Annotated in this window: 22 protein-coding genes, 1 tRNA gene and 2 pseudogenes; 17 read left to right on the top strand and 8 right to left on the bottom strand. The window is 61.8% G+C overall.

Annotated features, from left to right (window positions below; translation table 11 throughout):
• Positions 1–16: 16 nt before the first annotated feature.
• Both NLY37_RS02695 and rpoZ read right to left on the bottom strand, forming a co-directional pair.
• Complete coding sequence (locus NLY37_RS02695) at positions 17–2,248, bottom strand: RelA/SpoT family protein (RefSeq protein ID WP_023670236.1); 2,232 nt, start codon at positions 2,246–2,248, stop codon at positions 17–19.
• Between the two features lie 127 nt (positions 2,249–2,375).
• The gene (rpoZ, locus tag NLY37_RS02690) at positions 2,376–2,777 is read right to left on the bottom strand and encodes a DNA-directed RNA polymerase subunit omega (protein WP_023670235.1); all 402 of its coding nucleotides are present in this window, start codon (positions 2,775–2,777) and stop codon (positions 2,376–2,378) included.
• A gap of 332 nt (positions 2,778–3,109) precedes the next feature.
• Here rpoZ and NLY37_RS02685 point away from each other — a divergent pair, with 332 nt between their 5' ends.
• Together NLY37_RS02685 and NLY37_RS02680 are read left to right on the top strand one after the other, a co-directional pair.
• The gene (locus NLY37_RS02685; RefSeq protein WP_023670234.1) at positions 3,110–3,691 is read left to right on the top strand and encodes a LabA-like NYN domain-containing protein; all 582 of its coding nucleotides are present in this window, start codon (positions 3,110–3,112) and stop codon (positions 3,689–3,691) included.
• On the top strand, positions 3,688–4,353 hold the full coding sequence (locus tag NLY37_RS02680) for a uracil-DNA glycosylase (RefSeq protein WP_023738564.1): 666 nt from the start codon (positions 3,688–3,690) through the stop codon (positions 4,351–4,353). Before NLY37_RS02685 ends, NLY37_RS02680 begins: the two co-directional genes overlap by 4 nt.
• A 268-nt stretch (positions 4,354–4,621) precedes the next feature.
• Here the strand turns inward: NLY37_RS02680 and NLY37_RS02675 are convergent, their stop codons facing one another.
• The 3 genes from NLY37_RS02675 to dapA form a co-directional block, all read right to left on the bottom strand.
• Positions 4,622–5,341 (bottom strand): glycoside hydrolase family 25 protein, encoded by a 720-nt coding sequence (locus NLY37_RS02675; protein WP_031246407.1) that lies wholly within the window; start codon positions 5,339–5,341, stop codon positions 4,622–4,624.
• A 70-nt stretch (positions 5,342–5,411) separates the two neighbouring features.
• Positions 5,412–5,891 (bottom strand): SsrA-binding protein SmpB, encoded by a 480-nt coding sequence (gene smpB, locus NLY37_RS02670; RefSeq protein ID WP_023687280.1) that lies wholly within the window; start codon positions 5,889–5,891, stop codon positions 5,412–5,414.
• Between the two features lie 25 nt (positions 5,892–5,916).
• Positions 5,917–6,798 carry a 4-hydroxy-tetrahydrodipicolinate synthase gene (dapA, locus tag NLY37_RS02665; RefSeq protein WP_023732000.1) on the bottom strand — a complete coding sequence of 294 codons (882 nt, stop codon included), beginning with the start codon at positions 6,796–6,798 and terminating at the stop codon, positions 5,917–5,919.
• A 278-nt stretch (positions 6,799–7,076) separates the two neighbouring features.
• Here dapA and NLY37_RS02660 point away from each other — a divergent pair, with 278 nt between their 5' ends.
• Together NLY37_RS02660 and NLY37_RS02655 are read left to right on the top strand one after the other, a co-directional pair.
• Positions 7,077–9,110 carry a lytic transglycosylase domain-containing protein gene (locus NLY37_RS02660; RefSeq protein WP_023732001.1) on the top strand — a complete coding sequence of 678 codons (2,034 nt, stop codon included), beginning with the start codon at positions 7,077–7,079 and terminating at the stop codon, positions 9,108–9,110.
• Between the two features lie 311 nt (positions 9,111–9,421).
• A complete protein-coding gene (locus NLY37_RS02655) occupies positions 9,422–10,324 on the top strand; it encodes an alpha/beta fold hydrolase (RefSeq protein ID WP_023742633.1) in 903 nt (300 codons plus the stop codon).
• A 57-nt stretch (positions 10,325–10,381) separates the two neighbouring features.
• Here NLY37_RS02655 and NLY37_RS02650 read toward each other — a convergent pair.
• Positions 10,382–11,409, bottom strand: a pseudogene (locus tag NLY37_RS02650) (tyrosine-type recombinase/integrase).
• 288 nt (positions 11,410–11,697) lie between these two features.
• Positions 11,698–12,873, bottom strand: coding sequence for a porin (locus NLY37_RS02645; RefSeq protein ID WP_023738562.1), 1,176 nt, complete (start codon positions 12,871–12,873; stop codon positions 11,698–11,700).
• 322 nt (positions 12,874–13,195) lie between these two features.
• Between NLY37_RS02645 and NLY37_RS02640 the strand changes: the two genes are divergently transcribed.
• The 4 genes from NLY37_RS02640 to NLY37_RS02625 all read left to right on the top strand — a co-directional run bounded on the left by NLY37_RS02640 (position 13,196) and on the right by NLY37_RS02625 (position 15,233).
• On the top strand, positions 13,196–13,375 hold the full coding sequence (locus tag NLY37_RS02640; protein WP_084014292.1) for a hypothetical protein: 180 nt from the start codon (positions 13,196–13,198) through the stop codon (positions 13,373–13,375).
• A tRNA-Ser gene (locus tag NLY37_RS02635) sits at positions 13,337–13,427 on the top strand. The genes NLY37_RS02640 and NLY37_RS02635 overlap by 39 nt, the downstream gene beginning before the upstream one ends.
• A gap of 268 nt (positions 13,428–13,695) precedes the next feature.
• Positions 13,696–13,938 carry a GIY-YIG nuclease family protein gene (locus tag NLY37_RS02630; protein WP_023670218.1) on the top strand — a complete coding sequence of 81 codons (243 nt, stop codon included), beginning with the start codon at positions 13,696–13,698 and terminating at the stop codon, positions 13,936–13,938.
• Between the two features lie 122 nt (positions 13,939–14,060).
• Complete coding sequence (locus tag NLY37_RS02625) at positions 14,061–15,233, top strand: porin (RefSeq protein WP_023732005.1); 1,173 nt, start codon at positions 14,061–14,063, stop codon at positions 15,231–15,233.
• A 161-nt stretch (positions 15,234–15,394) separates the two neighbouring features.
• Here NLY37_RS02625 and NLY37_RS02620 read toward each other — a convergent pair whose 3' ends face one another.
• On the bottom strand, positions 15,395–17,074 hold the full coding sequence (locus tag NLY37_RS02620) for a tetratricopeptide repeat-containing sulfotransferase family protein (RefSeq protein ID WP_023732006.1): 1,680 nt from the start codon (positions 17,072–17,074) through the stop codon (positions 15,395–15,397).
• A 109-nt stretch (positions 17,075–17,183) separates the two neighbouring features.
• Between NLY37_RS02620 and NLY37_RS02615 the strand changes: the two genes are divergently transcribed.
• The 9 genes and pseudogenes from NLY37_RS02615 (at position 17,184) to NLY37_RS02575 (ending at position 25,667) form a co-directional block, all read left to right on the top strand.
• A complete protein-coding gene (locus NLY37_RS02615) occupies positions 17,184–18,296 on the top strand; it encodes a pyridoxal phosphate-dependent aminotransferase (protein ID WP_023742636.1) in 1,113 nt (370 codons plus the stop codon).
• Positions 18,297–18,442: 146 nt separating this feature from the next.
• Positions 18,443–18,757: an acylphosphatase gene (locus tag NLY37_RS02610; RefSeq protein ID WP_155924235.1), complete on the top strand. Its 315-nt coding sequence runs from the start codon at positions 18,443–18,445 to the stop codon at positions 18,755–18,757.
• A gap of 44 nt (positions 18,758–18,801) precedes the next feature.
• A complete protein-coding gene (locus NLY37_RS02605) occupies positions 18,802–19,452 on the top strand; it encodes a TetR/AcrR family transcriptional regulator (protein WP_023684509.1) in 651 nt (216 codons plus the stop codon).
• On the top strand, positions 19,421–20,584 hold the full coding sequence (locus tag NLY37_RS02600) for an isovaleryl-CoA dehydrogenase (protein WP_023684510.1): 1,164 nt from the start codon (positions 19,421–19,423) through the stop codon (positions 20,582–20,584). The genes NLY37_RS02605 and NLY37_RS02600 overlap by 32 nt, the downstream gene beginning before the upstream one ends.
• Position 20,585: 1 nt before the next feature.
• Positions 20,586–22,193, top strand: a complete 1,608-nt coding sequence (locus tag NLY37_RS02595) for a carboxyl transferase domain-containing protein (RefSeq protein WP_023684511.1) — start codon at positions 20,586–20,588, stop codon at positions 22,191–22,193.
• A 1-nt stretch (position 22,194) separates the two neighbouring features.
• A pseudogene (locus NLY37_RS02590) lies at positions 22,195–22,723 on the top strand (O-acetyl-ADP-ribose deacetylase).
• Positions 22,724–22,843: 120 nt separating this feature from the next.
• Positions 22,844–23,218 (top strand): hypothetical protein, encoded by a 375-nt coding sequence (locus tag NLY37_RS02585; RefSeq protein ID WP_023670207.1) that lies wholly within the window; start codon positions 22,844–22,846, stop codon positions 23,216–23,218.
• A gap of 45 nt (positions 23,219–23,263) precedes the next feature.
• Positions 23,264–23,641 carry a hypothetical protein gene (locus tag NLY37_RS02580; RefSeq protein ID WP_023684512.1) on the top strand — a complete coding sequence of 126 codons (378 nt, stop codon included), beginning with the start codon at positions 23,264–23,266 and terminating at the stop codon, positions 23,639–23,641.
• A 49-nt stretch (positions 23,642–23,690) separates the two neighbouring features.
• Complete coding sequence (locus NLY37_RS02575; protein WP_023738558.1) at positions 23,691–25,667, top strand: acetyl/propionyl/methylcrotonyl-CoA carboxylase subunit alpha; 1,977 nt, start codon at positions 23,691–23,693, stop codon at positions 25,665–25,667.
• Positions 25,668–25,672: the final 5 nt, after the last annotated feature.

Below are 25,672 nucleotides of genomic sequence, written 5' to 3'. Positions count from 1 at the left end.
ATTCACTATTCACTATTCACCCATTCACACGCCGCGCATCGCTGACGCTCGAATTATCCTTGAGCTGCGACAGCAGCCGGTTGAGGTGCTTCAGATCCCAGACTTCGAGATCGATCAGCATTTCGGTGAAGTCGGGCGCGGTGCGCACCATAGACAGCGTATGAATGTTGGCGTCGTTGGAGGCAACGACCTGGGCGATATCGGCGAGCGAGCCCGGCGCGTTGATGGCGGTGACCGAGACGCGCGCCGGAAAGCGCTCCTTGGTCTGCTCGTCAATGTCCCAGCGCACGTCGATCCAGCGCTCCGGCTGGTCGTCGAAGGCCTGCAGCGCCGGCGACTGGATGGGATAGATGGTGATGCCGGTGCCCGGCTGGACGATGCCGACGATGCGGTCGCCGGGCACGGCCCCTTCCGGCGCGAAACGCACCGGCAGGTCGCCGCGCACGCCGCGGATCGGTACCGCGCCATCGCGCGGCTGGTCCTTGTCCTTGCGCGCGGCTCGGGTGCCGGGCATCTGGAACAGCATGCCGGCGGCGTTGCGGATCTTCGACCAGCCCTCCTCGCGCTGCTTGGGGGCACTGACGGTGACGCGCTCGTCCTTGTAGTCTGGGAAGACGGCCTTCATGACGTCGGTCGAGGCGAGTTCGCCGCGCCCGACCGAGGCCAGCACATCCTCGATGTCCTTGCGCGCCAGCCGGTGCAGCACCGGCTTCAGGCTTTCCTTGGTGAAGGTCTTGCCGGCGCGTTCGAAGGCGCGCTCGAGAATGCGGGCACCAAGACCTGAATATTGCTTGCGAATGGCGTTCTTGGTGGCGCGGCGGATGGCTGAACGCGCCTTGCCGGTGACCACCACCGACTCCCAGGCCGCCGGCGGCACTTGCGCCTTGGAGCGGATGATCTCGACCTCGTCGCCGTTCTTCAGTTCCGTCATTAGCGGCATGATGCGGCCGTTGACCTTGGCACCGACGCAGGTGTCGCCGACATCGGTGTGCACGGCATAGGCGAAGTCGATGGGCGTGGCGCCGCGCGGCAGCGCAATCAGCATGCCTTTCGGCGTGAAGCAGAATACCTGGTCCTGGAACAGCTCCAGCTTGGTATTTTCGAGGAAGTCTTCCGGGTTGTCGCCTTCTGCCAGTTGCTCGATGGTGCGCCGCAGCCAGGCATAGGCGTTGGTCTCCTTCGAGATCGCATGGGCGGCACCGTTCGTCTTGCCGCCGGTGTCCTTGTAGATCGAATGGGCGGCGACGCCATATTCGGCGATCTTGTTCATCTCGCGGGTGCGGATCTGCAGTTCGACGCGCTGGCGCGATGGGCCGACAATGGTGGTGTGGATCGAACGGTAGTCGTTCTGCTTGGGCGTAGAAATGTAATCCTTGAAGCGGCCAGGTACCATCGACCATGTGGTGTGAATGGCGCCGAGCGCGCGGTAACAGTCTTCGACGCTGTCGACGACGACGCGGAAGCCGAAGATGTCCGAGAGCTGCTCGAAGGACAGCGCCTTGGCCTCCATCTTGCGGAACACCGACCACGGCTTCTTCTGCCGGCTCTTCACCCCGGCATTGATGGCATGCTTCTCGAACAGCGCCGACAGCGCCTTTTCGATGTCGGTCAGCACACCCTTGTTGCGCTCGAATATCTCGGCAAGCCGCGCGGTGACGGCGCGGTAGGCTTCCGGATTGATGAAGCGGAAGGCGATCTCTTCCAGCTCCTCACGCATGCCTTGCATGCCCATGCGCCCGGCCAGCGGCGCGTAGATGTCCATCGTCTCCTCGGCGATGCGCAGGCGCTTGGCCTCGGGCATGTGGTCGAGGGTGCGCATGTTGTGCAAACGGTCGGCGAGCTTGACCAGCAGAACGCGGACATCCTCCGAGATGGCCAGCAACAGCTTGCGCAGGTTTTCTGCCTGCTCGGCCTTCTTGGAGACGAGATCGAGCTTCTTCAGCTTGGTTAGGCCTTCGACCAGCTTGCCCATTTCGGGGCCGAACAGATCGTCAATCTCGGCCCTCGTCGCGGTGGTGTCCTCGATCGTGTCGTGCAGCAAGGCGACAGCGATCGTCGCCTCATCCATGTGCATTTCGGTGAGGATGGCGGCGACTTCGAGCGGATGCGAGAAATAGGGATCGCCGGAAGCGCGCTTCTGGTGGCCATGCTTCTGCATGGCGTAGACATAGGCCTTGTTGAGCAGCGCCTCATTGACGTCAGGCTTGTAGCGCGCAACGCGCTCGACAAGCTCATACTGACGCATCATGGGCGGGTTCTCACTGTGCTGAAATGATTGATGCGCCGCACTGATGTACGGCGCATCTCATAGATAGCCACGAAACACACGGGACGGAAGTGCCGGAACGATATTCCCAGCAGGTCCAGGGCAGCGATTAGTAGTCGTCGCTCTTTTCCGGGGGAACCAGGCCCTCGATGCCGGCCAAAAGGTCTTCCTCGGTCATGCGATCGAAGGTGACGTTTTCTTCCGCGTCGTCGGCGTCGGTAGCTGCAACTGCGTTGCCGGTCTGGTCGGCGATCGCCTCGCCGTCGGCCTCGGGCTCGTCAACTTCGACATGCTTCTGCAGCGAGTGGATCAGATCTTCCTTGAGGTCGTCGGGCGACAGCGTCTCGTCGGCGATCTCGCGCAGCGCCACGACCGGGTTCTTGTCGTTGTCGCGCGGCACGGTGATCGGCGCGCCCTGGCTGATCTGGCGGGCGCGATGGCCGGCAAGCAGCACGAGCTCGAAGCGGTTGTCGACCTTGTCGATGCAGTCTTCAACGGTTACGCGGGCCATTGATTGCCCCTTTCATGCCTGGATTTGATGGAAAACAGGCGCGGTCCATAACCCGAACGCCGCCAAAATACAAGCATTATGGCTCTGTGGCCCCATGGGCTGGCGAATGCCAGCTTCTGGCGCCGCTGAATGCCTTGCCGGCGAAGCCCGCCTACCGGGCGACGACACGGCTCCGATCACAATTGCTTGCAGTGCGCCCCGGCACCCTTGGATTGCCGTAAAACTGGCGCTATCTCGGTTGACGAAAGGTCAGCCGGTTTATTTGCGAGCCGAGCGATATAAACGACCCATTTCGATTAGTCCGCCACCTATTTCGAAAAAGGAATATTGCCATGTTCGACCCCCGTGAAAAAATCGCTCTTTTCATAGACGGCGCCAATCTCTACGCCACCTCGCGCGCACTCGGCTTCGACATAGACTACCGCAAACTGCTATCCAGCTTCCAGAAGCGCGGCTATTTGCTGCGGGCCTATTACTACACCGCTCTGGTCGAGGATCAGGAATACTCTTCGATCCGTCCCCTGATCGACTGGCTCGACTATAATGGCTTCAAGGTGGTGACCAAGCCGGCCAAGGAGTTCACCGACTCGACCGGCCGCCGCAAGATCAAGGGCAATATGGACATCGAACTGACCGTCGATGCGCTCGAACTTGCCGATGTTGTCGACCACTATGTCATCTTCTCCGGCGACGGCGACTTCCGCACACTGGTCGAAGCGCTGCAGCGGCGCGGCCGCAAGGTCTCGATCGTCTCCACCATGGCCTCGCAACCACCGATGATCTCGGACGATCTGCGCCGCCAGGCCGACCATTTCATCGATTTGACCTCGCTGAAGAACGAGGTCGGCCGCGATCCCTCCGAACGGCCGGTGCGCAGGCCCGAGCCGGCCGAAGTCGAAGAGGAAGACTATTGACGGCGGCGGCCTTGGACGCCGCTCCCGAACCCGACCGCGACTGCCCCCTCTGCCCGCGCCTGCATGATTTCATCGCAGACTGGCGGCAGCGCGAGCCGTCGTGGTTTAATGCGCCGGTGCCGACTTTCCTGCCGCCTGATGGCGAGGACGCCGTCGAGCTGCTGATCGTCGGGCTGGCGCCCGGCCTGCGCGGCGCCAACCGCACCGGGCGACCGTTCACCGGCGACTATGCCGGCGACCTGCTCTACTCAACGATGATCGCTCACGGTCTTGCCCGCGGCGAGTTCAAGGCGCGGCCGGATGACGGGCTCGAACTGATCGGCACCGCGATCACCAATGCGGTGCGCTGCGTGCCGCCGGAGAACAAGCCGGTCGGCGCCGAGATCGCCACTTGCCGCAGCTTTCTGGTGCCGACGATCGCGCGCTTTCCGAAATTGCGCGCCGTGCTGGCGCTGGGCTCGATCGCCCACCAGTCGACCGTCAGGGCGCTCGGTCAGCGCGTCGCTGCCTATCCGTTCAAGCACGGCGGTCAGTTGCCGGCCGGCGGCGTCACGCTGTTTTCCAGCTATCACTGCTCGCGCTACAACACCAACACTGGGGTGCTGACCGAAGCGATGTTCGTCAAGGTATTCAGCGACATCGCCGCCTTCTTGCGGAAGTAGCGTCCTTCAAAACCATCCAGCACGATCTTGCCCTTGGCTTGCCCGGGCGCGGATGACGAAGCTTGCCGAAAGGCGGGCATGACGAGACAGGCGCTCTCCAAAGCCTTGAGCGGCGACGGGAACCCGGAATTGCGACAATCATGAAAGTCCTGGAAGCGCTCGGTCTGAAACCGACCTTCGTTAGCGCGCAGACTGGCCGGAACGCTGGGTAGGGCCGATCAGCGCCGCGATGTTTGGTTCCAATCTCGCGCCGGTCGAGCACGCCAGGTCAAGGCGCGGCAAACAACTCAGCCAGCTTCTCCTGCCCGCCCCTCAGCACATTCAGATCGACATCGCCGGTGATGCCGTCGACGCGGCCCATATTGTGGTACTGCCAGTAGATCCAGTCGTTGCGACCTGGCTCCAGGAGCAACGAGCGACGCCAGAGCGGGCGAACGTCGATTTTCCCGGCATAGGCGTCCTCGGCCTCGTCGGTCAGGTAGATGATCGCCGGCTTGCCGAACGCAGCTTCAACCGGTCCGAGGAAGGCCTGGAGTTCCGCGCTCAGCTGCTCCGGCGACGGGCGTTGCGGGCAGTTGCCGCCGAATTCGATGTCGACGACCGGTGGCAGCAGCGGCTGGTCGTGCGGCACCACCGCGATGAAATTTTTCGCCTGGTCGGCGCCCGGCCGGCAGAAGGTGAAGAAGTGATAGGCGCCGACGGCGAGGCCCGCCGCGCGCGCCTCGCGCAGATTCTTGGCGAAGGCATCGTCGACATGGTCGCCGCCCTCGGTCGCCTTGATGACCGCGAAGGCGACATCGTCGGCGGCAACGCGCCGCCAGTCGATCTCACCCTGATGATGGGAAACGTCGATACCCCTGACCGGATAGCTGTCACGATCCGGCGAGAAGGCCCGGAAATAGAAGAAGCCGCCTGCCCCGACAAGACCCGCAAAGACCAGACTGGCCGCACCCCAGAGGATGATCCGGTTCTTCAAGCCTTCCCCCATCGTGTTTTGCTGCTGCAGCTGTTCGAAACCTGAAAGCCGACGTCTGGCTTTTCTGGGACTGCCCGAGGTTCTAGCCGCGTTCCTTCATGAGCCGGCCCTTTTCGCGCGACCAGTCGCGCTGCTTTTCGCTCTCGCGCTTGTCGTGCAGTTTCTTGCCGCGGCCGACGGCGAGCAGCAGCTTGGCACGGCCCTGGTCGTTGAAGTAGATTTTCAGCGGCACCAGCGTCATGCCTTCGCGGTCGATGCTCTGCGCCAGTTTTGCCATCTCGCGCTTGTTGAGCAGAAGCTTGCGACGCCGCCTGGGCTCGTGGTTGAAGCGGTTGGCCTGCAGGTATTCCGGCAGATAGGAATTGATCAGCCAGATCTCGCCACCCTCGACCGAGGCGTAGCTGTCCTGGATGTTGGCCTGGCCCTGGCGCAGCGACTTGACCTCGGTGCCGGTCAGCACCAGGCCGGCCTCGACCGTGTCGAGCACCTCATAGGAAAACCGCGCCTTGCGGTTTTCCGCAACGGTTTTGTTGTTTGGATCGGCTTTTCTGACCTGGTTCATGATGTGGAGAGGTGGCGCCTCATCCCTAGTTTATCAAGCCGGCGTGCTTCATCGCCGCATCGATCTTCTCGGCGGTCGACGCCTCGATGGTCACCAGCGGCGAGCGCACCACGTTCTCGACCTTGCCAATCTTCGACAGCGCGTATTTGACGCCGCACAGGCCGGGCTCAAGGAAGATCGCCTTGTGCAGCGGCAACAGACGGTCCTGCAATTCCAGCGCCTTGGCGCTGTCACCGGACAGTGTGGCTTCCTGGAATTCGGCGCACAGCCGCGGCGCGACATTCGACGTCACCGAGATGCAGCCGACGCCGCCATGGGCGTTGAAGCCGAGCGCCGAGGCATCCTCCCCTGAAAGCTGGATGAAATCCTTGCCGCAGGTGGCGCGCTGTTCGGACACGCGCTCGACCTTGCCGGTGGCATCCTTGACGCCGACGATGTTCTGGAAGTCGTGCGCCAGCCTGCCCATCGTCTCCGGCATCATGTCGATCACCGAGCGCGGCGGGATGTTGTAGATGATGATCGGCAGCTTGGTCGCCCTGGCGACAGCGGCGAAATGCTCGTACAAGCCGCGCTGTGTTGGCTTGTTGTAATAAGGCGTGACCACCAGAGCGGCGTCGGCGCCCGCCTGCTCGGCATATTGCACCAGACCGACCGCTTCCGCGGTGTTGTTGGAGCCGGCGCCGGCGACGACCGGAGCGCGCCCCTTGGCCACCTCGATGCAGACCTTGACGACATGGCGATGCTCGTCATGCGACAGCGTCGGCGACTCGCCGGTGGTGCCGACCGGGACGAGGCCCGTCGTGCCCTCGCCAAGTTGCCATTCGACGAAGGCGCGAAAGGCTTTCTCGTCGAAACGCCCGCTCTTTTCGAACGGTGTCACGAGCGCAGTAAGCGAGCCTCTCAGCATGTCGTCCAACTCCTTGGAACTTGTTTGTTTATGCGTATCATCGTCCCAAAACCGGTTCCCGCTTTTGGGCGACATGCATCGGGCGCCTTCTAGCCGAAAGCGAAGCCGCGCACCATAGTCTCGACACTGTTGCGCGGCAAGCATGCCGATGGTGCCAGCAAGCGCAATTCGAACGGCCTCGATAACCCTTTGTTTACGAGCTCTTCACGACCTAAGTCTAGGCTCTCGGGCACCTGGGCTTGCCACCTAAAGTGCCGCAACAGGGAAAGATCAGGATCATGCCGGCCAGTCGGCCACTCCGCTTCATATTGCTTGGCGCCGTTGCCCTGCTGATAGTGGGGACGGCGGCAAACGAGAGCGTCGACGAGCAGACGACCTCATCGATCCCGATGCCTGACATGCAAGATGGAGCGCAGACCGATGCGCCCTCCGCCAATATCGCCGTGCTGAAAAGCGGTCTCGACGCGTTGGCGACCGGCGATATCGCCGCGGCACGAGCGGTGCGCGAAACATTGCCGGCCAGTTCGCTGGACCGCCATATCCTGGCCTGGGCGATCGCGCTCTATGGCGGCGACCGTGTGCCGAGCAGCGAGATTGCCGATACCGCAAAGATGTTGCCGAATTGGCCGGGCACCATCGCTCTGCGCAAGAACAGCGAGCGCGCGCTTTATCGCGAAAACCCCTCGCCGCAGACCGTGGTGAAAGCCTTTGACGGCAGCCAGCCGCTGACCTTTCAAGGCGTGGTCATCCTTGCCCGTTCTTATGTAGCTCTTGGCAACACCAAGGCTGCGCTTTCCGTGCTGTCGCCATTCTGGCGCACCGAGAAGCTGGAAGCCAGGGACGAGGCGGCCGTCAGCAAGGAGTTTGGCGCCATCATTCCGGCTGCCGACCATCGTTTCCGCATGGAACGGATGTTTTATGCCGACCGGGAGAATTCGGCACTGCGGGTCGCAGCACTTGCCGGCGCGCAACCGCTGGCCGATGCCTGGGCCGCCGCCTCGCGTGGCGACAAGAACGCGGCCAAGCTGTTGAAAGCAGTGCCTGCCGCACAGCAATCGGCCGGCTATTTCTTCGCGCAAGCCGAATATCTGCGCAAGCAGCGGAAGTTTGCGGACGCCGCCGCGGTGATGATGAAAGCGCCAACGAACCGCGACGCGTTGGTCGATCCCGATGCCTGGTGGGTAGAACGCCGCGTGCTGTCGCGCGCGCTGGTCGATCAGAGCGACTGGAAGACCGCCTACAAGATCGTTGCCGCGCACGCCGCCGAAAGTCCCGCCAGCGCCGCCGAGGCTGAATTCCACGCCGGCTGGTATGCGCTGCGCGGCCTCAACGATCCTGCGACGGCCTCGACCCATTTTGCCCGCATCGCCGATCTCGCGCAGGGACCGATGTCGCTGTCACGCGCCTATTACTGGCTTGGCCGCGCGGCGGAAGTCGGCGGTCCCGGCAATGCGAAGGATTATTTCACCAAGGCGGCAGCCTATGGCACCACTTTCTACGGGCAGTTGGCGGCGGAACGGGTTGGCTTGCGCACGCTGAACATCGCCTATCCCGAGCCAAGCACTGTCGACCGCCAAAGCTTTGACGGCCGCGAAGCCGTCAGCGCCATCAAGCGGCTGCAGGAGGCGGGCTACGACCGCTATGCCGAGACGCTTTACCGCGACCTCGCCGGGCAGTTGACCAGCCCCGGCGAGCTGGCGCTGCTTGCCTTGCTGGCGGAAAAGCAGGGCAATCATTTCATGGCGCTGAAGATCGGCAAGATCGCCGGCGCGCGCGGCATCGATGTCGGCGCGCTGTCGCATCCGCTGGGCGTCATTCCCGACACCGCCGACATTTCCGGCTCGGGCAAGGCGCTGGCCTACGCGATCGCCCGCCAGGAAAGCGAATTCAATGTCGGCGCCGTCTCCAGCGCCGGCGCGCGCGGCCTGCTGCAGCTGATGCCGGGCACCGCCAAGCAATTGGCGAAGAAGGCAGGACTGAGCTTTTCCCAGGATCGGCTGACCAGCGATGCCGGCTACAATGCGACGTTGGGGGCTGCCTTCCTCGGCGAGCAGCTCGACCGCTTCGGCGGCTCCTATGTGCTGACCTTCGCCGGCTACAATGCCGGCCCCAACCGCGCCAGCCAATGGGTAGCCAAGTACGGCGACCCGCGCGGCAAGGGCATCGACGCCGTCGTCGACTGGATCGAGCGGATTCCCTACACCGAAACAAGAAGTTACGTGCAGCGCGTGATGGAGAATTACGAGGTCTACAAGATGCGTATTTCGGGGAAGTACGACATCGTTGGGGATTTGGTGAACGGGCGGGGTTGAGGCGGCAGAGCTGTCGCCATGGGCAGACGTTGGCGATCCTTCGCGCCCCCCTCTGGCCTGCCGGCCATCTCCCCCACGAGTGGGGAGATCAGCTGTCGTTGCCGATTTCGCCAATCTCCAACGTCGAAGGAAGGGCGTAGCGCCTGAACCGCCAATCTCCCCCCTCGTGGGGGAGATGTCCGGCAGGACAGAGGGGGGCGCTGTCCCTCCGACATTTCCAAGAGTGTCAGCTTGCCGACAACCCTCGATTTGACCGCTCCCACCCTCGCCTGTAGCAGACGGAGACAATCCGGCCAGGGAGTCCTTTCAATATGTCGAGCACCGACGGCTTTTCCGATTTCTTCTACACAGCGCCGGACGGCCTCAGACTTCACGCTCGCATCTACGGTGAGACGAACTCGGGAAACTGGCCGGTGGTCTGCCTGCCCGGCCTGACCCGCAACGCGCGCGACTTTCATGAGTTGGCGCTTTATTTGTCACAGCGGGCCGACAATCCGCGCAAGGTCATCGCCTTCGACTACCGTGGCCGCGGCCAGTCCGCTTACGACCCTGATATCGGCCACTACACTATCGCCATCGAGGCCGGCGATTTCCTCGCCGGGCTGGCTGCCCTGGACGTCGAGGAAGCGGCCTTCATCGGCACATCGCGTGGCGGACTGATCATCCACGTGCTCGGCGCGCTGCGGCCAGCCATACTGAAAGCCATAGTGCTGAACGACATCGGACCCGTGATCGAGGCCGCGGGGCTGGCCCATATCCAAACCTATCTCGACCCGGCACCGAAACCGAAGAGCCGCCATGAGGCGATCGATGCGCAACGCGTCGCGCACGGAGCGGATTTTCCCGCTCTGACCGCGGCGGATTGGGAGCGGATGGTGTCGGCCCTCTACCGCGAGACGGACGAAGGCCTCCTGTTGCCGGATTTCGACCCCCAACTGGTCGAGACGGTGGCGGGCCTCGACCTCAGCAAGCCGTTGCCGGATCTGTGGCCACAGTTCGAGGCGCTGGCGGCGATACCTTTGCTTGCCATTCGCGGCGCCAACTCGAAACTCTTGTCGGCCGACACACTCGACGAGATGCAAAAGCGTCATCCCGGCATGGAAGCGACCACCGTCGAGGGCCAAGGCCATGCCCCCTTCCTGGAGACAGGCAACCTGCCGGGCGCTATCGCGGCCTTCCTGGATGGAGTACTAAATACGGCCCAGGATAAGTAAACCCCAAGATCATATGATCCTGGGGTTGCCATGGCAGTATATGAAAGCCTTGGGTAACTATTTGGCTTTCGAGCTTTTCCGGGGCGTCTTGGGTGCCTTCGCAGCTGCCGCTTTGCTCTTTTGGGCAGGTGCCGGCACTGAGGCCGTGGTCAGCGGCGATGCGAAGGCGGAGTTTTTTCCATCGCCGGATAACCCCTCGCCGCGGGGCGTTTCCAGCACGACAACGCAGCCGTCGAGATCGTTGGTGGCCAGATGCGCATAGCGCATGGTCATCGAAAGCGTCTGGTGGCCGAGCCACATCTGCACGCGGCGGATGTCGATGCCGCCCTGGACCAGACGTGAGGCACAGGTGTGACGCAAGATATGCGGCACCACCTGGTCGTCGGCGCCGAGGCCGACTTCGGCCTTGGCATCGTTCCAGATGGCGCGAAACTGCGCCTGGCTAAGTTTGGTGAACGGGCCCTTGGGCCGGCGGCCACTGACGGAGGCAGTTTGATGACCTCCTTGACCCGCTCGGTCATCGGGATGGTGCGGCTGCGGCCGGATTTGGTGATCCAGAACGAGACGCGGTGTTCCTGGATGTCGTTCCAGATCAGTCCGAGCGCCTCGCCGAGGCGGCAGCCGCTGTCGACAAGAAAGACCGAGAGACGGTAGGCATCTTCGCTGCGGGTCCTGATGGCGGCAAACAGCCTTGCTTCTTCGTCCCTTTCGAGGAAACGAATCCGTCCCGCCCGCTCCTTCTGGCGGCGGAACTCGGGCAGGCTGTGGATATCCCCCATCTTGTAAGCCTTGCGCAGCAGTTTGCTGAGGGCAGCCATCTTTCGATTGATGGTTGCGTTGCTGTTGCCGCGCTGGCGCAAGGTGCCGATAAGATTATCAAGGGTGCCCTGGTCAAAGGCGCTGAACCGTTCTCCGAGGAGAATCTCGTCTATTTCGCCGATGAAGGAGCTGACATTGTATTTATGTCGCCCGTCATCCCAGAGTATGTCTCGGTACGCTGAAAAAAGCTCTCCGACCCGGTGCGACTTTACTTCTCTGATCTTGTTGTAGCTGTATTTTATCTTAGCATTTTGAGAAGAGAACATTGAGAAATGTTCGGAGGGGTCACCCTCTTGTATCGCGTCGATGGTCATAAATTGCCACACCCCCGAGTGGATAGAGTCAGACCTACCCGCTTGGAAGCGTCCTTTCAAGAGATTTAATCACGCAGTTGTGAATTCATCCGCCCATCAGCGGATCCCACGAACTCACCCTACGGACTGTTCAGCTGCCGATTCCCCCTGTTCCTTCTGCTTGTCTTGACCCAGTCGCGAAACAAAACAGCCCGGGCGTTGAAACGCCCGGGCTGGTATTCATTTGTTTAAAGCCAGCCCTTAGAACGAGCGCTGGAAGCGAAGCATACCGCCAATCTGGCTCTCGTCGTCAGCATTGGTCCAGTTGTGATTCGCGCCAAAGGCATCGTCATCCAAACTGCCCGCATTGAGGTAGTCGACCTCGGCCGTGACAGTGAAGCCGGGAACCACATCGTAGGCGATGTTCGCTGCGATGCCGAGGTTCTCACCTTCGTCATACGAGACCTGGACGTTGAATGAGGTCTTCTCGTTGATGGTGTAGGTGCCACCACCCCAGACCGCCCAGTTGCCATCCCACTGCTTGTAGAAGCCGCGGCCACCAGCATTGAAGACATAGGACTGATCCGTCAGATTGTCGTCGGTGCCATAGCCGCCCATGATGAACAGCGACAGGTTCTGCATCGGGGTGATGTCCAAACGAACCTTGCCGGCGACTTCTTCATAGTTGCTGTCGTAAGCGATGACGCCGGTGATGGCGCCCCAGCCCTGCGTGTACTTCAGACCGCCTACAACATGCGGAACGTAGCTGTCGATGGTGCCTGCGCCGTAGCGCCCAAATACGCCCCCGCCCGAGCCTTCTTCAAGCGAGAGGACGGCCGAGAAGCCGTTGCCCGCATCGAAGTAGTACTGGATGACGTTGGTGTCGAAATCGCCATAGGGAACGAGCGTATCCTGGATGACGTTGCCGGCATAGCCGATGAACGTATTGAAGGCCGATTCGTCCTTACCGACGCGCAGGCCACCAAGCTGGATCCAGGCGAAGTTCAGCGAAGCACCGGTGTTGCCAGCAGGGTTGCCATATAGGGTGGCATAGCGATTGCCATTCTGGAAGTTGAAACGGGTCTCGGTGTAGGTCTTCAAGGTGCCGAGTTCGGTTTCCTGGCCGGTCCAGGTCTTCAGCGCGAAGCGGGCCTTCTTGCGCCAGGTGTCGTTCTCGCCGCCATCCTCTACATCACGGGTCCTCGCACCGTCGAACGAGCCGACGTCGCCACCACTGATGTCGTAACGGATATAGCCGCCGATGCGCAGGCAGGTTTCGGTGCCGGGGATGTAGAAATAGCCCGAGCCGTAAACGTCGCAGATCTTGACGTATTCAGCCGGTTCCGGCTCAGCGACGACGACGGCGTCGGCGGCGCGCGCACCGGAAACTGCGATCAAGGCCGCAGCGGAGCCGAGAAGAAGGCTCTTAATGTTCATTTTCTGACCTCCAGTCAAAAGTTAAAAAACGGGTCTGGGTATTCTTTGCTGAAGGACAGCGTTCCCTGCCCCATCCCCACTACCGAAAAAGATGCGCACCGCGCCGCTCCTTCGAAATCGACATTACCCATGAGGCGGCGGCGTTCAACCACGATCGTACCGGCGAAAGGGCTATGCGGGCGCTATCCCCATGCGTTGTTGCACAAATGACACGATTTGGCCTCAGTCAGAAAGCTCTCATTAACTATCGAAGGGCCCGCAAGCCTTTTCCAGCGCCGCGCAATGCGGCCGAATCTGGCGATGGCCGGCCAGAATTGCGGCCATGTCGCCGACTCGCCAGCCAGGAACCGCCGCAGAATCGCCGCATGCAAAAGGCGGCGCTGCGGCCGAATGCGGATTTTTCAACGATTATCGCGCCGGCTTGTTGATTGTGCCGGCGCTTTTCTCTATCCAGCGGCGCAACGGAGAGGTGGCCGAGTGGTCGAAGGCGCTCCCCTGCTAAGGGAGTAGAGGTCAAAAGCTTCTCGTGGGTTCGAATCCCATCCTCTCCGCCATCCTGCTTCGCTCTTCGAGCTTCGCAGGACAAGCCCAACCCTCAGCGCGAAGCAGGATGGCGGAGAGGATGCCCTCCGAAGCCTTGGCGTAGGAGGGCCGGACCGTGTGGTGTGCTACGTGCCGCACAGCGTAAGCCCAGAGAATCCCTTGCAAATTCGATTGGCAGTCCTGCTTCGCTCTTCGAGCTTCGCAGGACAAGCCCACCTCAGCGCGAAGCAGGATGGCGGAGAGGATGCCCTCCGAAGCCCCGGCAAAGGAGAGCAGCTCATGTGGTATGTGTATCTTCTGGAGAGTACGGCTGCGGAAGGCGAACGCTATATCGGCATAACGACGGACCTGAAACGGCGGCTTGTCGAGCACAATGCGGGGAAATCCAGCCATACATCCAAGTTTCTGCCGTGGCGGATCGTCACCTATATGGCCTTTTCGAACCAGGCCAAGGCAGCTTCATTCGAGCGCTATCTCAAATCCGGTTCAGGGCATGCTTTCGCCAACAAGCGCCTGTGGTGATGGCCGCATCACCTGCCGCAAAGGTCCATCTTTTCAATAACTTCAACAATAACAATTGATTACAGCGAAAACGCTTGTCGCCGGCTTGACTATCTTGTTCGATTCTGACTGGAGGTCAGAAAATGAACATTAAGAGCCTTCTTCTCGGCTCCGCTGCGGCCTTGATCGCAGTTTCCGGTGCGCGCGCCGCCGACGCCGTCGTCGTCGCCGAGCCGGAACCGGCTGAATACGTCAAGATTTGCGACGTTTACGGCTCGGGCTACTTCTACATTCCCGGCACCGAAACCTGCCTGCGCATCGGCGGCTATGTCCGTTACGACATCGGCGCCGGCGACGTCGGCTCGTTCGACGGTGCGAGGTCCTTCGACCATAAGGATGGCGACGAGCAGGATACCTTCTACAAGAACGCCCGTTTCACGCTGAAGACCTGGACCGGCCAGGAAACCGAACTCGGCACCTTGAAGACCTACACCGAGACCCGCTTCAACTTCGGCAACCGCAACGGCTACCCGTCGGCAGACGATCCGGCAACGGAAGCAGACGAGTTCAACTCCAACCCTGCCGGCAACAAGAACGTTTCGCTGAACTTCGCCTGGATCCAGCTCGGTGGCCTGCGCGTCGGTAAGGACGAATCGGCCTTCGACACGTTCATCGGCTACGCCGGCAACGTCCTTCAGGATACGCTCGTTCCCTACGGCGATTTCGATACCAACGTGGTCCAGTACTACTTCGATGCGGGCAACGGCTTCTCGGCTGTCGTCTCTCTCGAAGAGGGCTCGGGCTTCGACACGATCGACAGCTACGTTCCGCATGTCGTCGGCGGTCTGAAGTACACGCAGGGCTGGGGCGCCATCACCGGCGTCGTCGCGTACGACAGCAACTATGAAGAAGTCGCCGGCAAGGTGCGTTTGGACGTCACCCCGATGCAGAACCTGTCGCTGTTCATCATGGGCGGCTACGGCACCGACGACAATTTGACGGACTCGAGCTATGCGATCGACGCCGGCGGCCGCGGCTTCTACAAGCAGTGGGGCGGTAACTGGGCATTCTGGGGTGGCGGCACCTACACCATCAACGAGAAGACCTCGTTCAATGCCCAGGTCTCGTATGACGAATGGAAGAATCTCGGTGTTGCCGCCAACATCGCCTACGACGTTGTTCCCGGCTTCACGGTCACGGCCGAAGTCGACTACCTCAATGCAGGCAAGTTCGACGACGCCAATTTCTCCAACTTCACCAACGCCGACAAGAAGAGCAGCATTGGCGGCCTGCTGCGCTTCCAGCGCTCGTTCTAACAGGCAGAGCCTGGCTCAAAATCGAACCCGGCGGGCGCCGCCGGGTTTTTTGGTCCGTCGCGCCTTTTTCAGACGTTGCAGGTGTCGACCTTCTCAACGGCTGCCCAGATTGCCGGAAAGGCGACGCGGTGTGCTCATGATGTCTGGATTCCAGATTCAGATCAGATATGAGCCAAATCGCCGAGGGCCTCAATCAGCGGCTGGATCTCGCTTTCGTAGTTCTTCCACCGCTTGACGGACGACGTATAGATAGGCTGGCGGACCTGCCAATCGCTGTAGGTGTTTACAGAGCCCCCCCTGTCAAAAAAGCGCAAGCAGGCATCGTGCCAAGGCAGTCCGAGATAATCTATGAGCCGGCGCGACTGCTTCTCTTGATTTTCAATCAACGTCTCGTACCGGTTTTCAAAGATACGGCCCGGGAAAATCTTGTCCCAATGCCGCATCAGGCGATCGTACTCCCTGTAGTAAAGTCCCAGCGTCTCAAGATCGGCGCTATAGCTATGCGCCGTACTGAACTGCAGGACAAAGCAAGAGATGCAGTTGTCGATGGCGTCGCGGCGACAATGAATGACACGCGCATTGGGAAAAAGAATGCCAATCAGGCCGACCAACTCGAAATTATGCGGCATCTTGTCGACAATTCGAAGCGCATCGGGCGCTCGCTCGCGCAGGTAGGCAACGTGCTCCGCAGCCAGCATCGTCGACAACTCAGGCGTCATCAATGCGAGCGCTTCCCTGGGGTTTACGTCGGAACCATACCCAAGATCGATCCCATTCGATATGCGTCTAAGCTTGGTTAACTCTCCAGCGCCATGAACAGCGGGGTGGCTGGCGCAGATCTGCTCAGTCAGTGTTGTGCCCGAGCGGGGCATACCGACCACGAACACAGGGACCTCCGAGGTATTACCGCGAGCAGACCTTGAAGCCACCAGTTCCGGTGTAAAGGTTTCGATCAGGGCGTCGACCCAGCGACGGTAGGATTGCAGATCGAATCTCTGGCCGCCGGCCTGATTTCCTTTTTTGAAGTGATCCATCGCCTCCTTGTAGCGGCGGAGGTCGTTGAGCAGTTTTCCGGCGGCGTGATGAAGCGCCGGCGCCCCTTCCGATCCGTGGTGGGGGTCTTGAAGTTCCGTCAGGATCGCCTCAAGTTCTGGCGGCTCTTCGGCGAATTTGCGCGTGCGTACAAGCGCGTTGTAGGCAGCAGGTATCGCAATGCGTCGTTCTATTGCCTCTTTCAGATGAGTCGCGGCTTCGTCCATACGGCCGAGACTTGCCAGCGCGCGAGGCAACCCTAACCGGGCTGCGGGATGATCCCGATCGACCCTGAGCGCCTTCTCGTAGAGAGGCAGCGCCATTTCCCCCTTGTCAAACGAATTGTATGCATCACCCAAGGCGCAAAGCGCTTCCACAAGATCCGGCTTCAAAGCCAGTGCGTGCTGAATGTGTTTGATCGCCGGCGTAAACTCGCTGAGCCTCAAATAGGCTTGACCGAGGCTAAGGTGGTAGTAGGGATTTAGAGGCTCCTGCGCGATCGCCCGACCAAAATACCGCAGGACCTTCTCGTCGTCGTACCCGATGCCCAGCGTACCTAGTACGTAGAGGGCCAGTGGATGTTCGGGCGTTCTCGCCAGAACGCGATGACAGAGTTCTTCCGCCTCAGGCAATCGATTCTGTTGCTGGAACTCGAGCGCCTGCCTCAACAACATATCATTGGCCTGAGCGCGAGACGGAGCCGCCATTGCGGGCTGAAGTTTCGGTTGCCCAACCTTCGGCGGTGCGCCCTTCGGTGCTGGTTGGGTTTTAAGGTGCTTGGCCCAAGCGGGCGGCAATCGGTTGCTCATTCTATCTCGCTAGCAAAACGGATCGGCGAAATCCAGTGCGGCATTGTCATCTTGCGCCCAACATGCCTCCACGCTAGCAAGAAGGCCCATTTTCTCGTGAGCCTTTGCCATGCGCCAGCGCCCTGCCCTCACGCCGCTTGTCGGCGCGCTTCCCTCGACGGTGCCGTTTGTCGGACCGGAAGCGCAGGAGCGCGAGCGCGGACGTGCTTTTCGCGCCCGCATCGGCGCCAATGAGAGCAGTTTCGGGCCTTCGCCGCGCGTCATCGAGCGCATGGAGAGCGTCGCGCGTGACCAGTGGATGTATTGCGACCCCGACAATTACGATCTGAAGCAGGCCGCGGCCCGCCATCTCGGCATCGGCGCCGAAAACGTCGTGGTCGGCGAAGGCATAGACGGGCTGCTCAGCCTGGTGGCGCGCATGTATGTGGCGCCAGGCGACGCGGTGGTCACCTCGCTCGGCGCCTATCCGACCTTCAATTTCCACATTGCCGGCGTCGGCGGCCGGCTGGTCACGGTGCCTTACGAGAACGACAAGGAAAGTCTGGATGGACTGCTCAAGGCAATTATCAAGGAGAAGGCGCCGCTGGTCTATCTCTCCAATCCGGACAATCCGATGGGCAGCTGGTGGGAAGCAGGAGATATCACCCGCTTCGTCGAAGCGTTGCCGGAAACCACCATGCTGGTGCTCGACGAGGCCTATGGCGAATTGGGGCCGGCCTCGGCGCTGCCGCCGATCGATGTCGCGCGACCCAATGTCATCCGCATGCGCACCTTCTCCAAGGCATACGGGCTGGCCGGCATTCGCTGCGGCTATGCGATGGCCGAGGCTGAGGTGATCCGCGATTTCGAGAAGATCCGCAACCATTACGGCGTCAGCCGCATGGCGCAGATCGCCGGCGTCGAGGCGCTGGCCGACCAGGACTGGCTGCACAGCGTGGTGGCGCGAGTCGCTGCCGGACGCGCACGTATAGCCGGGATTGCCGAGACGAACGGGCTGAAGCCGCTGCCATCGGCGACCAATTTCGTCACCATCGATTGCGGCAAGGACGGCGCCTTCGCGCTGAAAGTGCTGCAAAATCTTTTGTCGCGCGACGTTTTCATCCGCAAGCCGATGGCGCCAAGGCTCGAACGTTGCATCCGGGTCAGCGTCGGCCTCGATCATGAGCTCGACATCTTTGCCGAGGAACTGCCCGGCGCGCTCGCCGCGGCACGGGGAAACTAGCCCGGCCGATTGCCGTCGCGACACGGCCTGCCAATGCCGCCAAAGGCCAAGACAGAATCAGCCGGGCCCCCGGCTTCCGTCGATCCAACAACAATCCAACCGTTCAAGGCTGTTGCTTTCGTCCGATCCCGCGCCAGTTCTTGAGCATGGGAGATAACGACCGGCAAAAGGCGGTGCAGGCGCGCATGCATGGTAAGGTGCAAGGCGTCGGCTACCGGATGTGGGCGCGACGCGAAGCGATAAGGCTTGGCCTCGTAGGTTGGGTACGCAATGAACGAGACGGCACGGTGACGGCCTCGATTGCCGGTGCCGATGCTGCGGTTTCCACAATGATCGAACGGCTCCGGCAAGGGCCAAGGGGAGCTTCGGTTTCGAGGGTCGAGTCGAAGAATTCGAACTCCTCGACTCGCCCATCGACTTTCGGATCATTGTCTAGACGGAACCACTTTATTGCCGCTTGAATTAATTGAACGTTCGTTTTATTACTAAATACCGGGAGGCGATCATGGCACGCACAACGGGATCCGATGGCGAAAAAACTGAAGCGGCCGTCCGCGAGGCAGCGGTCAGCCTGATCGCCCGCTTCGGCTATGAGGCGACGTCGATGCGGCAGCTTGCCGCCGAGGTCGGCGTCCAGGCGGCCGCGCTCTACCGCTATTTTCCGACCAAGGAAGACCTGCTGTTCACGCTGATGCGCAAACATATGGAAGGGCTGATCGAAGCGTGGGACGCCGCACGCCCCGACGCAGCCGATCCGGCAACGCGGCTTGCCGCCTATGTCGAAAACCACATCGCTTTCCACATCGAGCGCCGCCACTCAACCCATGTCTCGAATATGGAATTGCGCAGCCTGTCGCATGACCGGCTGACGCAGATCCTTCGCATGCGCACCGCCTATGAGAAGGAGTTGCGCGCCATCCTGCGCGACGGCGCGGAGGCCGGCGCCTTCAGTGTCGATGACACCGGGCTCACTGCCATGGCCCTGATCCAGATGATGACCGGCGTCATCGTCTGGTTCCGGCCGGGCGAGCGGCTGTCGATGGCTGAAGTCACGGCGACATATCTTTCAATGACAATGCGCCTAGTTGGCGCGAACATAGACGACAGTTCCGGGAGGGAGCGGCATGTACACGAACACACTCAGCTTCGGGCATGACGAGGACATCGAGGCGCTGCGCGATCTGGTGCGCCGCTTTGCCCAGGAGAAAATAGCGCCGATCGCCGCCGAGATCGACCGCAGCAACCAGTTCCCCGCGCATCTGTGGAAAGAACTCGGCGCGCTCGGCCTGCTTGGGATCACCGCCGATCCCGATTTCGGCGGTAGCGGCATGGGCTACCTCGCCCATGTCATTGCGGTGGAAGAGATTTCGCGCGCCTCGGGCTCGGTCGGCCTTTCCTACGGCGCCCATTCGAACCTCTGCGTCAACCAGATCAACCGCTGGGCGACACCTGCGCAGAAGGAGAAGTTCCTGCCGGCACTGTGCTCGGGCGAAAAGGCCGGGGCGCTGGCCATGTCGGAATCGGGCGCCGGCTCGGACGTCGTCTCGCTCAAGCTGCGGGCTGAAAAGCGCAACGACCGCTATGTGCTCAACGGCTCAAAGATGTGGATCACCAACGGCCCCGACGCCGAAACGCTGGTCGTCTATGCCAAGACCGATCCGGAGCGGAAATCGCGCGGCATCACCGCCTTCATCGTCGAAAAGACGATGGCCGGCTTCTCGGCATCACCAAAGCTCGACAAGCTCGGCATGCGCGGCTCCAACACCGGCGAACTGGTGTTCGACAATGTCGAGGTTCCCTACGACAATGTGCTGCATGAGGAAGGCCGCGGCGTCGAGGTGCTGATGTCGGGCCTCGACTACGAGCGCACCGTGCTCGCCGGCGGCCCGCTCGGGCTGATGGCGGCGAGCCTCGATGTCGCCATCCCCTATGTGCATGAGCGCAAGCAGTTCGGCCAGCCGATCGGCGAGTTCCAGCTGGTACAGGGCAAGCTCGCCGACATGTATTCGACGATGAATGCCGCGCGTGCCTATGTCTATGCTGTCGCGGCTGCCTGCGATCGCGGCCAGACGACACGCAAGGATGCTGCCGGCTGCGTGCTGTTTGCCGCCGAAAAGGCGACGCTGATGGCGCTCGACGCCATCCAGCTGCTTGGCGGCAACGGCTATACCAACGAGTATCCGACCGGCCGGCTGTTGCGCGACGCCAAGCTCTACGAGATCGGCGCCGGCACCAGCGAAATCCGCCGCTGGCTGATCGGGCGCGAGATCATGGCGGAAGGGGTTTAGCATGGCCGTACTCCAAACCCAGATCTCGCCCTCCTCCGAAACCTTCCGCGCCAATGCTGAGCGCATGCGGGCGCTGGTTGCCGACATTGCGGACAAGGCGGCAAGCGTCGAGCGCGGTGGCTCGGAGGAGGCGCGCGAGCGTCATGTTTCGCGCGGCAAGCTGTTGCCGCGCGAGCGGCTGGCGCAGTTGCTCGACACCGGCTCGCCTTTCCTCGAGATCGGCCAGTTCGCGGCATGGTCCATGTATGGCGAGGAGATTTCCTCGGCCGGCCTCGTCGCCGGCGTCGGCCGTGTCGAAGGCACCGAGGTGATGGTCGTGGTCAACGACGCCACGGTGAAGGGCGGCACCTATTATCCGCTCACGGTGAAGAAGCATTTGCGCGCACAGGAGATCGCGCTGCAAAACAATCTACCTTGCGTCTATCTGGTCGACAGCGGCGGCGCCAACCTGCCTAATCAGGACGAGGTGTTTCCCGATCGCGAGCATTTCGGCCGCATCTTCTACAACCAGGCCAACATGTCGGCGGCCGGCATTCCGCAGATCGCCTGCGTCATGGGCTCATGTACTGCGGGCGGCGCCTATGTGCCGGCAATGTCGGACGAGACGATCATGGTGCGCAACCAGGCGACCATTTTTCTCGGCGGCCCGCCTCTGGTGAAGGCGGCTACGGGCGAAGATGTCAGCGCCGAGGAGCTTGGCGGCGCCGACGTGCACACCAGGCTGTCCGGTGTCGCCGACCACTATGCGCTGGACGACGAACATGCGCTCGCGATTTGCCGGCGCATCGTCAAGAACCTCAACCGGCGCAAGACCGTAAGCCTGAGCTTACAGGAACCCGCGCCGCCGCTTCACGATCCGCGTGAACTCTATGGCATCGTGCCGACGGATTTGCGCCAGCCCTATGATGTGCGCGAGGTGATCGCGCGCGTCGTCGACGGCTCCGAGTTCGACGAGTTCAAGCAGAATTACGGCACCACGCTGGTCACCGGCTTTGCCCATCTTCAGGGCATGCCGGTCGGCATCATCGCCAATAATGGCGTGCTGTTTTCCGAAAGTGCTGTCAAGGGCGCGCATTTCATCGAACTGTGCTGCCAGCGCAAGATCCCGCTGATCTTCCTGCAGAACATCACCGGCTTCATGGTCGGGCGGAAATACGAGGCCGGCGGCATCGCCAAGGACGGCGCCAAGCTGGTGATGGCGGTCGCCACCGCTCGCGTGCCGAAGGTGACGATGATCATCGGCGGCTCGTTCGGCGCCGGCAATTACGGCATGTGCGGACGCGCCTACTCGCCGCGGTTCCTGTGGATGTGGCCGAATGCGCGCATTTCGGTGATGGGCGGCGAACAGGCGGCGACCGTGCTGGCGGTGGTCAAGCGCGAGGGCATCGAGCGCAAGGGCGGTGAGTGGAGCGCGGACGAGGAAGCGAAATTCAAGAAGCCGATCCTGATGAAATACGAGCATGAGGGCCACCCGCTCTACTCCTCGGCGCGGCTGTGGGACGACGGCATCATCGACCCGGCGAAAACGCGCGAGGTGCTGGCGCTCAGCCTGTCGGCCGCGCTCAACGCCGAAATCGAGGAAACGAAGTTCGGCGTGTTCAGGATGTGAGATGAGCAAGTTCGGCGAACGGATACATGTCCACACCGCGACATCACCAGGCTTGCGGTCGATGCCATCGTCAATGCCGCCAATTCCTCGCTGCTGGGCGGCGGCGGCGTCGACGGCGCCATTCACCGCGCCGCCGGCCCGGAGCTCGAATTCGAATGCCGGATGCTGAACGGCTGCAAGTCGGCGAGGCAAAGCTTACCAAGGGCTATTACCTGCCGGCACGTTACATCATCCACACGGTCGGACCTGTCTGGCGAGGCGGCGGCAAAGGCGAAGCCGGACTGGTCGTATCCTGCTATATCAGGTCACTCCAAATCGCCGCCGCCAGGGATTGCCGGACCGTGGCATTTCCGGCGATCTCGACCGGCATCTACCGTTATCCGAAAAATGAGGCGACGCAGATTGCCGTTGGCATCGCAGGTACCTTCGTCGGACAGAACTCAACGCCCGAAACAGTTATTTTCTGCTGCTTCGACGAGCCAACAGCTCAACTATACCGACAAGCCGTTGCTGCCATTGGAGGATGCTAGTCTGCATGGATAAGATGGTTCATCCACCTACGCAAAAGCAATTTTCGGTGAGCAGGCTGGCGGCACTGGAGAATAGACGCTATTGTTCATCCCGCATTGGGCAACGGGGATGGGGTAAAGATGAGGCCGAAATATTCGGGAAAGACGACTGCGTCGGTACTTGCAGTCTTGCTTATATTTGCGGTACCCGGCGTTGGCGCCGCGGCATCGCTGGCGGGAAGCAAAGGCGACATCCATTTCTATCCGTATTTGCCGAAAAGCCCGAAAGACCAGTGCACCATGGCTTACAACGCCTATGTGGCCGCCGGCGGCCATTCGGCCTATGCGACCACGCCCTATGCCCGGATCCGTTCGTTGTACATCATCTGCGGCTCGGGCTTGAATGCACCGTCACAGAAGGCTGCCGAAGAACGGGCGATGAAATCCTGCGAGTCCGCCCGCAGCCATTACAAGGTCATTACAGGTGCGGGCTGCGAAGTTGCGGCATCGAAGTAGGCCGACAAGCATCGGCTTGGGCATTTTTCAAATGGGCGGCGCAAGATGAAATCGACACGCATCAAACGAATTACTGTATCGATGCTTGCCGGCCTGCTCGTATTTACGGCACCCGGTATCGGGGCGGCTGGATCGCTGGCGGGCAGCAAGGGAGACACCCGATTCTGGCCTCCGTTGTCACTGAATCCAAAGGAGCCCTGCACGAAGTCGTACAACGCCTATGTCGCGGCGAGTGGCCACTCGGCCTACGCGACCACATTCTACTCGCGCGTCGACGATCTTTACATCATCTGCGGTGCGCGGCTGAACGCGCCATCTCAGAAGGCCGCGGAAGAGTTGGCGTTGCGAAGCTGTCAGGTTGGCCTGAAAAAGTGGAAGGTTCAGACCGCGAGCGGCGGCTGCAAAATCGCGGCTTCGAAATAGGCTCATTCCTGCCAGACCGGCGCCGCCCGAGACAAACTCTGGAGGCTCCATGTTCGCCAAGATCCTGATCGCCAATCGCGGCGAGATCGCCTGCCGGGTGATATGCACGGCCAGGAAGATGGGAGTGCGCACCGTTGCCGTCTATTCCGACGCGGACGCCAAGGCCCTGCATGTCAAAATGGCCGACGAGGCAGTGAGTATCGGTTCCTCGCCGGTCGGCGAAAGCTATCTGCGCGGCGACAAGATTGTTGCGGCGGCGCTGGCGACCGGCGCCGAAGCAATTCACCCCGGGTACGGCTTCCTCTCGGAAAACCCCGATTTCGTCGACCTGGTGGTGGCGGCAGGGCTCACCTTCATCGGCCCGTCGGCCGCCTCGATCCGCGCCATGGGGCTGAAGGATGCGGCCAAGCGGCTGATGGAAAAGGCCGGCGTGCCGGTGGTGCCGGGCTATCATGGCGAGGCGCAGGAGATCGTGCTGCTGGCGTCCAAGGCGCGTGAGATCGGCTATCCCGTGCTGATCAAGGCGCGCGCCGGCGGCGGCGGCAAGGGCATGCGCCGCGTCGAACATCCCGAAGATTTTTCGGAAGCGCTGTCAGGCGCACGGCGCGAGGCCAAGGCCGCGTTCGGCGACGATCGCGTGCTGGTCGAAAAATACGTCGACAAGCCGCGCCACATCGAGGTCCAGGTGTTCGGCGACAATTTTGGCAATGCCGTGCATCTCTACGAGCGCGACTGCTCGGCGCAGCGCCGCCACCAGAAGGTGATCGAGGAAGCGCCGGCGCCCGGCATGACGCTGGCGCTGCGCGAGGCGATGACGGAAGCGGCGGTCAAGGCCGCCAAGGCGATCAGCTATTCCGGCGCCGGCACCATCGAATTCATCGTCGATGCCTCGCAAGGGCTGAAGGCCGACCGCTTCTGGTTCATGGAAATGAACACCCGCCTGCAGGTCGAGCATCCCGTCACCGAAATGGTCACCGGCACCGACCTGGTCGAGTGGCAGTTGCGGGTAGCCGCCGGCGAAAAGCTGCCGAAGACGCAGAGCGAAATCACGCTTTCCGGCCACGCCTTCGAGGCGCGCATCTATGCCGAGGACGCGGCGAAAGGGTTTCTGCCGGCGACCGGCACGCTGCATCACCTGGCGTTTCCCGACAACGCGCCCGAAGGCGCCAGCATGCGCATCGAGACCGGCGTGCGGGCCGGCGATGCGATCTCGCCCTTCTACGATCCGATGATCGCCAAGCTGGTCATCCACGCCAAGGACAGGCAGGCGGCACTCGATGCGCTCGGGACTGCGTTGTCGCAGACCGAGATTGCCGGCTCGACCGTCAACACCGCCTTTCTCGCGGCACTTGCCGCGAACGCCGATTTTTCGGCTGGTGATGTCGATACCGGCCTGATCGGCAGGCATCAGGAAGCGCTGACCGCGGTCGCCCCGCCGAGCAGCGAGATCGTTGCCGCGGCGGCCCTTGCCGCGGCGGGCGCCGGTGCTTTGCCGCCGTCGAACGATCCGTGGTCGTCGCTTGCCGGCTATGCGCATTTCCACAGCGTTGCGCGCCGCACGCGCCTGCGCCATGGCGAGGACGATATACTGGCGCGTGTTTCAGTGCGGCCGGACGGGCGCTTCGAGGTGGCGCTGGACGCGCCCTATGACAGCGTCAATTCGCATGATCTTCGCGCCGCCCCTCGCCTTGCCCGCTGGCCAGGCCACGTCACCGTGTTCGAAGGCGCGGTCGGCTACAGTTTCCTCGTCCCGGATCCGCTGGCGCGCACCGACGAGGCGGCCGCCGCTTCCGGCAGCCTGCGCGCGCCGATGCCAGGCGTGGTCAAGCTGGTGCGCGCGGCAAAGGGCGAAAGGGTGATCAAGGGCCAGCCGCTGTTGATCCTGGAAGCGATGAAGATGGAGCACACGATCGCGGCCAGCCATGACGGCGTGATCGCGGAAATCGCCACAGAGGGCGCGCAGGTCACCGACGGAACGGTGCTGGTGCGCTTCGTTGAAGAGGCTGCAAGCCGGCTGGAGGCTTGAACAAA

The sequence above is a fragment of the Mesorhizobium sp. C395A genome, from assembly GCF_030323205.1.
Taxonomy (GTDB): Bacteria; Pseudomonadota; Alphaproteobacteria; order Rhizobiales; family Rhizobiaceae; genus Mesorhizobium.
The sequence above is the reverse complement of the archived record's forward strand: the minus strand, read 5'-3'. Positions and strand labels throughout refer to the sequence as shown.

Bases quoted from the DNA above. Each gene is read 5' to 3' on its own strand.
- NLY37_RS02695 (WP_023670236.1), bottom strand. From the start codon at position 2,248: ATGATGCGTCAGTATGAGCTTGTCGAGCGCGTTGCGCGCTACAAGCCT.
- rpoZ (WP_023670235.1), bottom strand. From the start codon at position 2,777: ATGGCCCGCGTAACCGTTGAAGACTGCATCGACAAGGTCGACAACCGC.
- NLY37_RS02685 (WP_023670234.1), top strand. From the start codon at position 3,110: ATGTTCGACCCCCGTGAAAAAATCGCTCTTTTCATAGACGGCGCCAAT.
- NLY37_RS02675 (WP_031246407.1), bottom strand. From the start codon at position 5,341: ATGGGGGAAGGCTTGAAGAACCGGATCATCCTCTGGGGTGCGGCCAGT.
- smpB (WP_023687280.1), bottom strand. From the start codon at position 5,891: ATGAACCAGGTCAGAAAAGCCGATCCAAACAACAAAACCGTTGCGGAA.
- dapA (WP_023732000.1), bottom strand. From the start codon at position 6,798: ATGCTGAGAGGCTCGCTTACTGCGCTCGTGACACCGTTCGAAAAGAGC.
- NLY37_RS02660 (WP_023732001.1), top strand. From the start codon at position 7,077: ATGCCGGCCAGTCGGCCACTCCGCTTCATATTGCTTGGCGCCGTTGCC.
- NLY37_RS02655 (WP_023742633.1), top strand. From the start codon at position 9,422: ATGTCGAGCACCGACGGCTTTTCCGATTTCTTCTACACAGCGCCGGAC.
- NLY37_RS02645 (WP_023738562.1), bottom strand. From the start codon at position 12,873: ATGAACATTAAGAGCCTTCTTCTCGGCTCCGCTGCGGCCTTGATCGCA.
- NLY37_RS02640 (WP_084014292.1), top strand. From the start codon at position 13,196: ATGTCGCCGACTCGCCAGCCAGGAACCGCCGCAGAATCGCCGCATGCA.
- NLY37_RS02630 (WP_023670218.1), top strand. From the start codon at position 13,696: ATGTGGTATGTGTATCTTCTGGAGAGTACGGCTGCGGAAGGCGAACGC.
- NLY37_RS02625 (WP_023732005.1), top strand. From the start codon at position 14,061: ATGAACATTAAGAGCCTTCTTCTCGGCTCCGCTGCGGCCTTGATCGCA.
- NLY37_RS02620 (WP_023732006.1), bottom strand. From the start codon at position 17,074: ATGAGCAACCGATTGCCGCCCGCTTGGGCCAAGCACCTTAAAACCCAA.
- NLY37_RS02615 (WP_023742636.1), top strand. From the start codon at position 17,184: ATGCGCCAGCGCCCTGCCCTCACGCCGCTTGTCGGCGCGCTTCCCTCG.
- NLY37_RS02610 (WP_155924235.1), top strand. From the start codon at position 18,443: ATGGGAGATAACGACCGGCAAAAGGCGGTGCAGGCGCGCATGCATGGT.
- NLY37_RS02605 (WP_023684509.1), top strand. From the start codon at position 18,802: ATGGCACGCACAACGGGATCCGATGGCGAAAAAACTGAAGCGGCCGTC.
- NLY37_RS02600 (WP_023684510.1), top strand. From the start codon at position 19,421: ATGTACACGAACACACTCAGCTTCGGGCATGACGAGGACATCGAGGCG.
- NLY37_RS02595 (WP_023684511.1), top strand. From the start codon at position 20,586: ATGGCCGTACTCCAAACCCAGATCTCGCCCTCCTCCGAAACCTTCCGC.
- NLY37_RS02585 (WP_023670207.1), top strand. From the start codon at position 22,844: ATGAGGCCGAAATATTCGGGAAAGACGACTGCGTCGGTACTTGCAGTC.
- NLY37_RS02580 (WP_023684512.1), top strand. From the start codon at position 23,264: ATGAAATCGACACGCATCAAACGAATTACTGTATCGATGCTTGCCGGC.
- NLY37_RS02575 (WP_023738558.1), top strand. From the start codon at position 23,691: ATGTTCGCCAAGATCCTGATCGCCAATCGCGGCGAGATCGCCTGCCGG.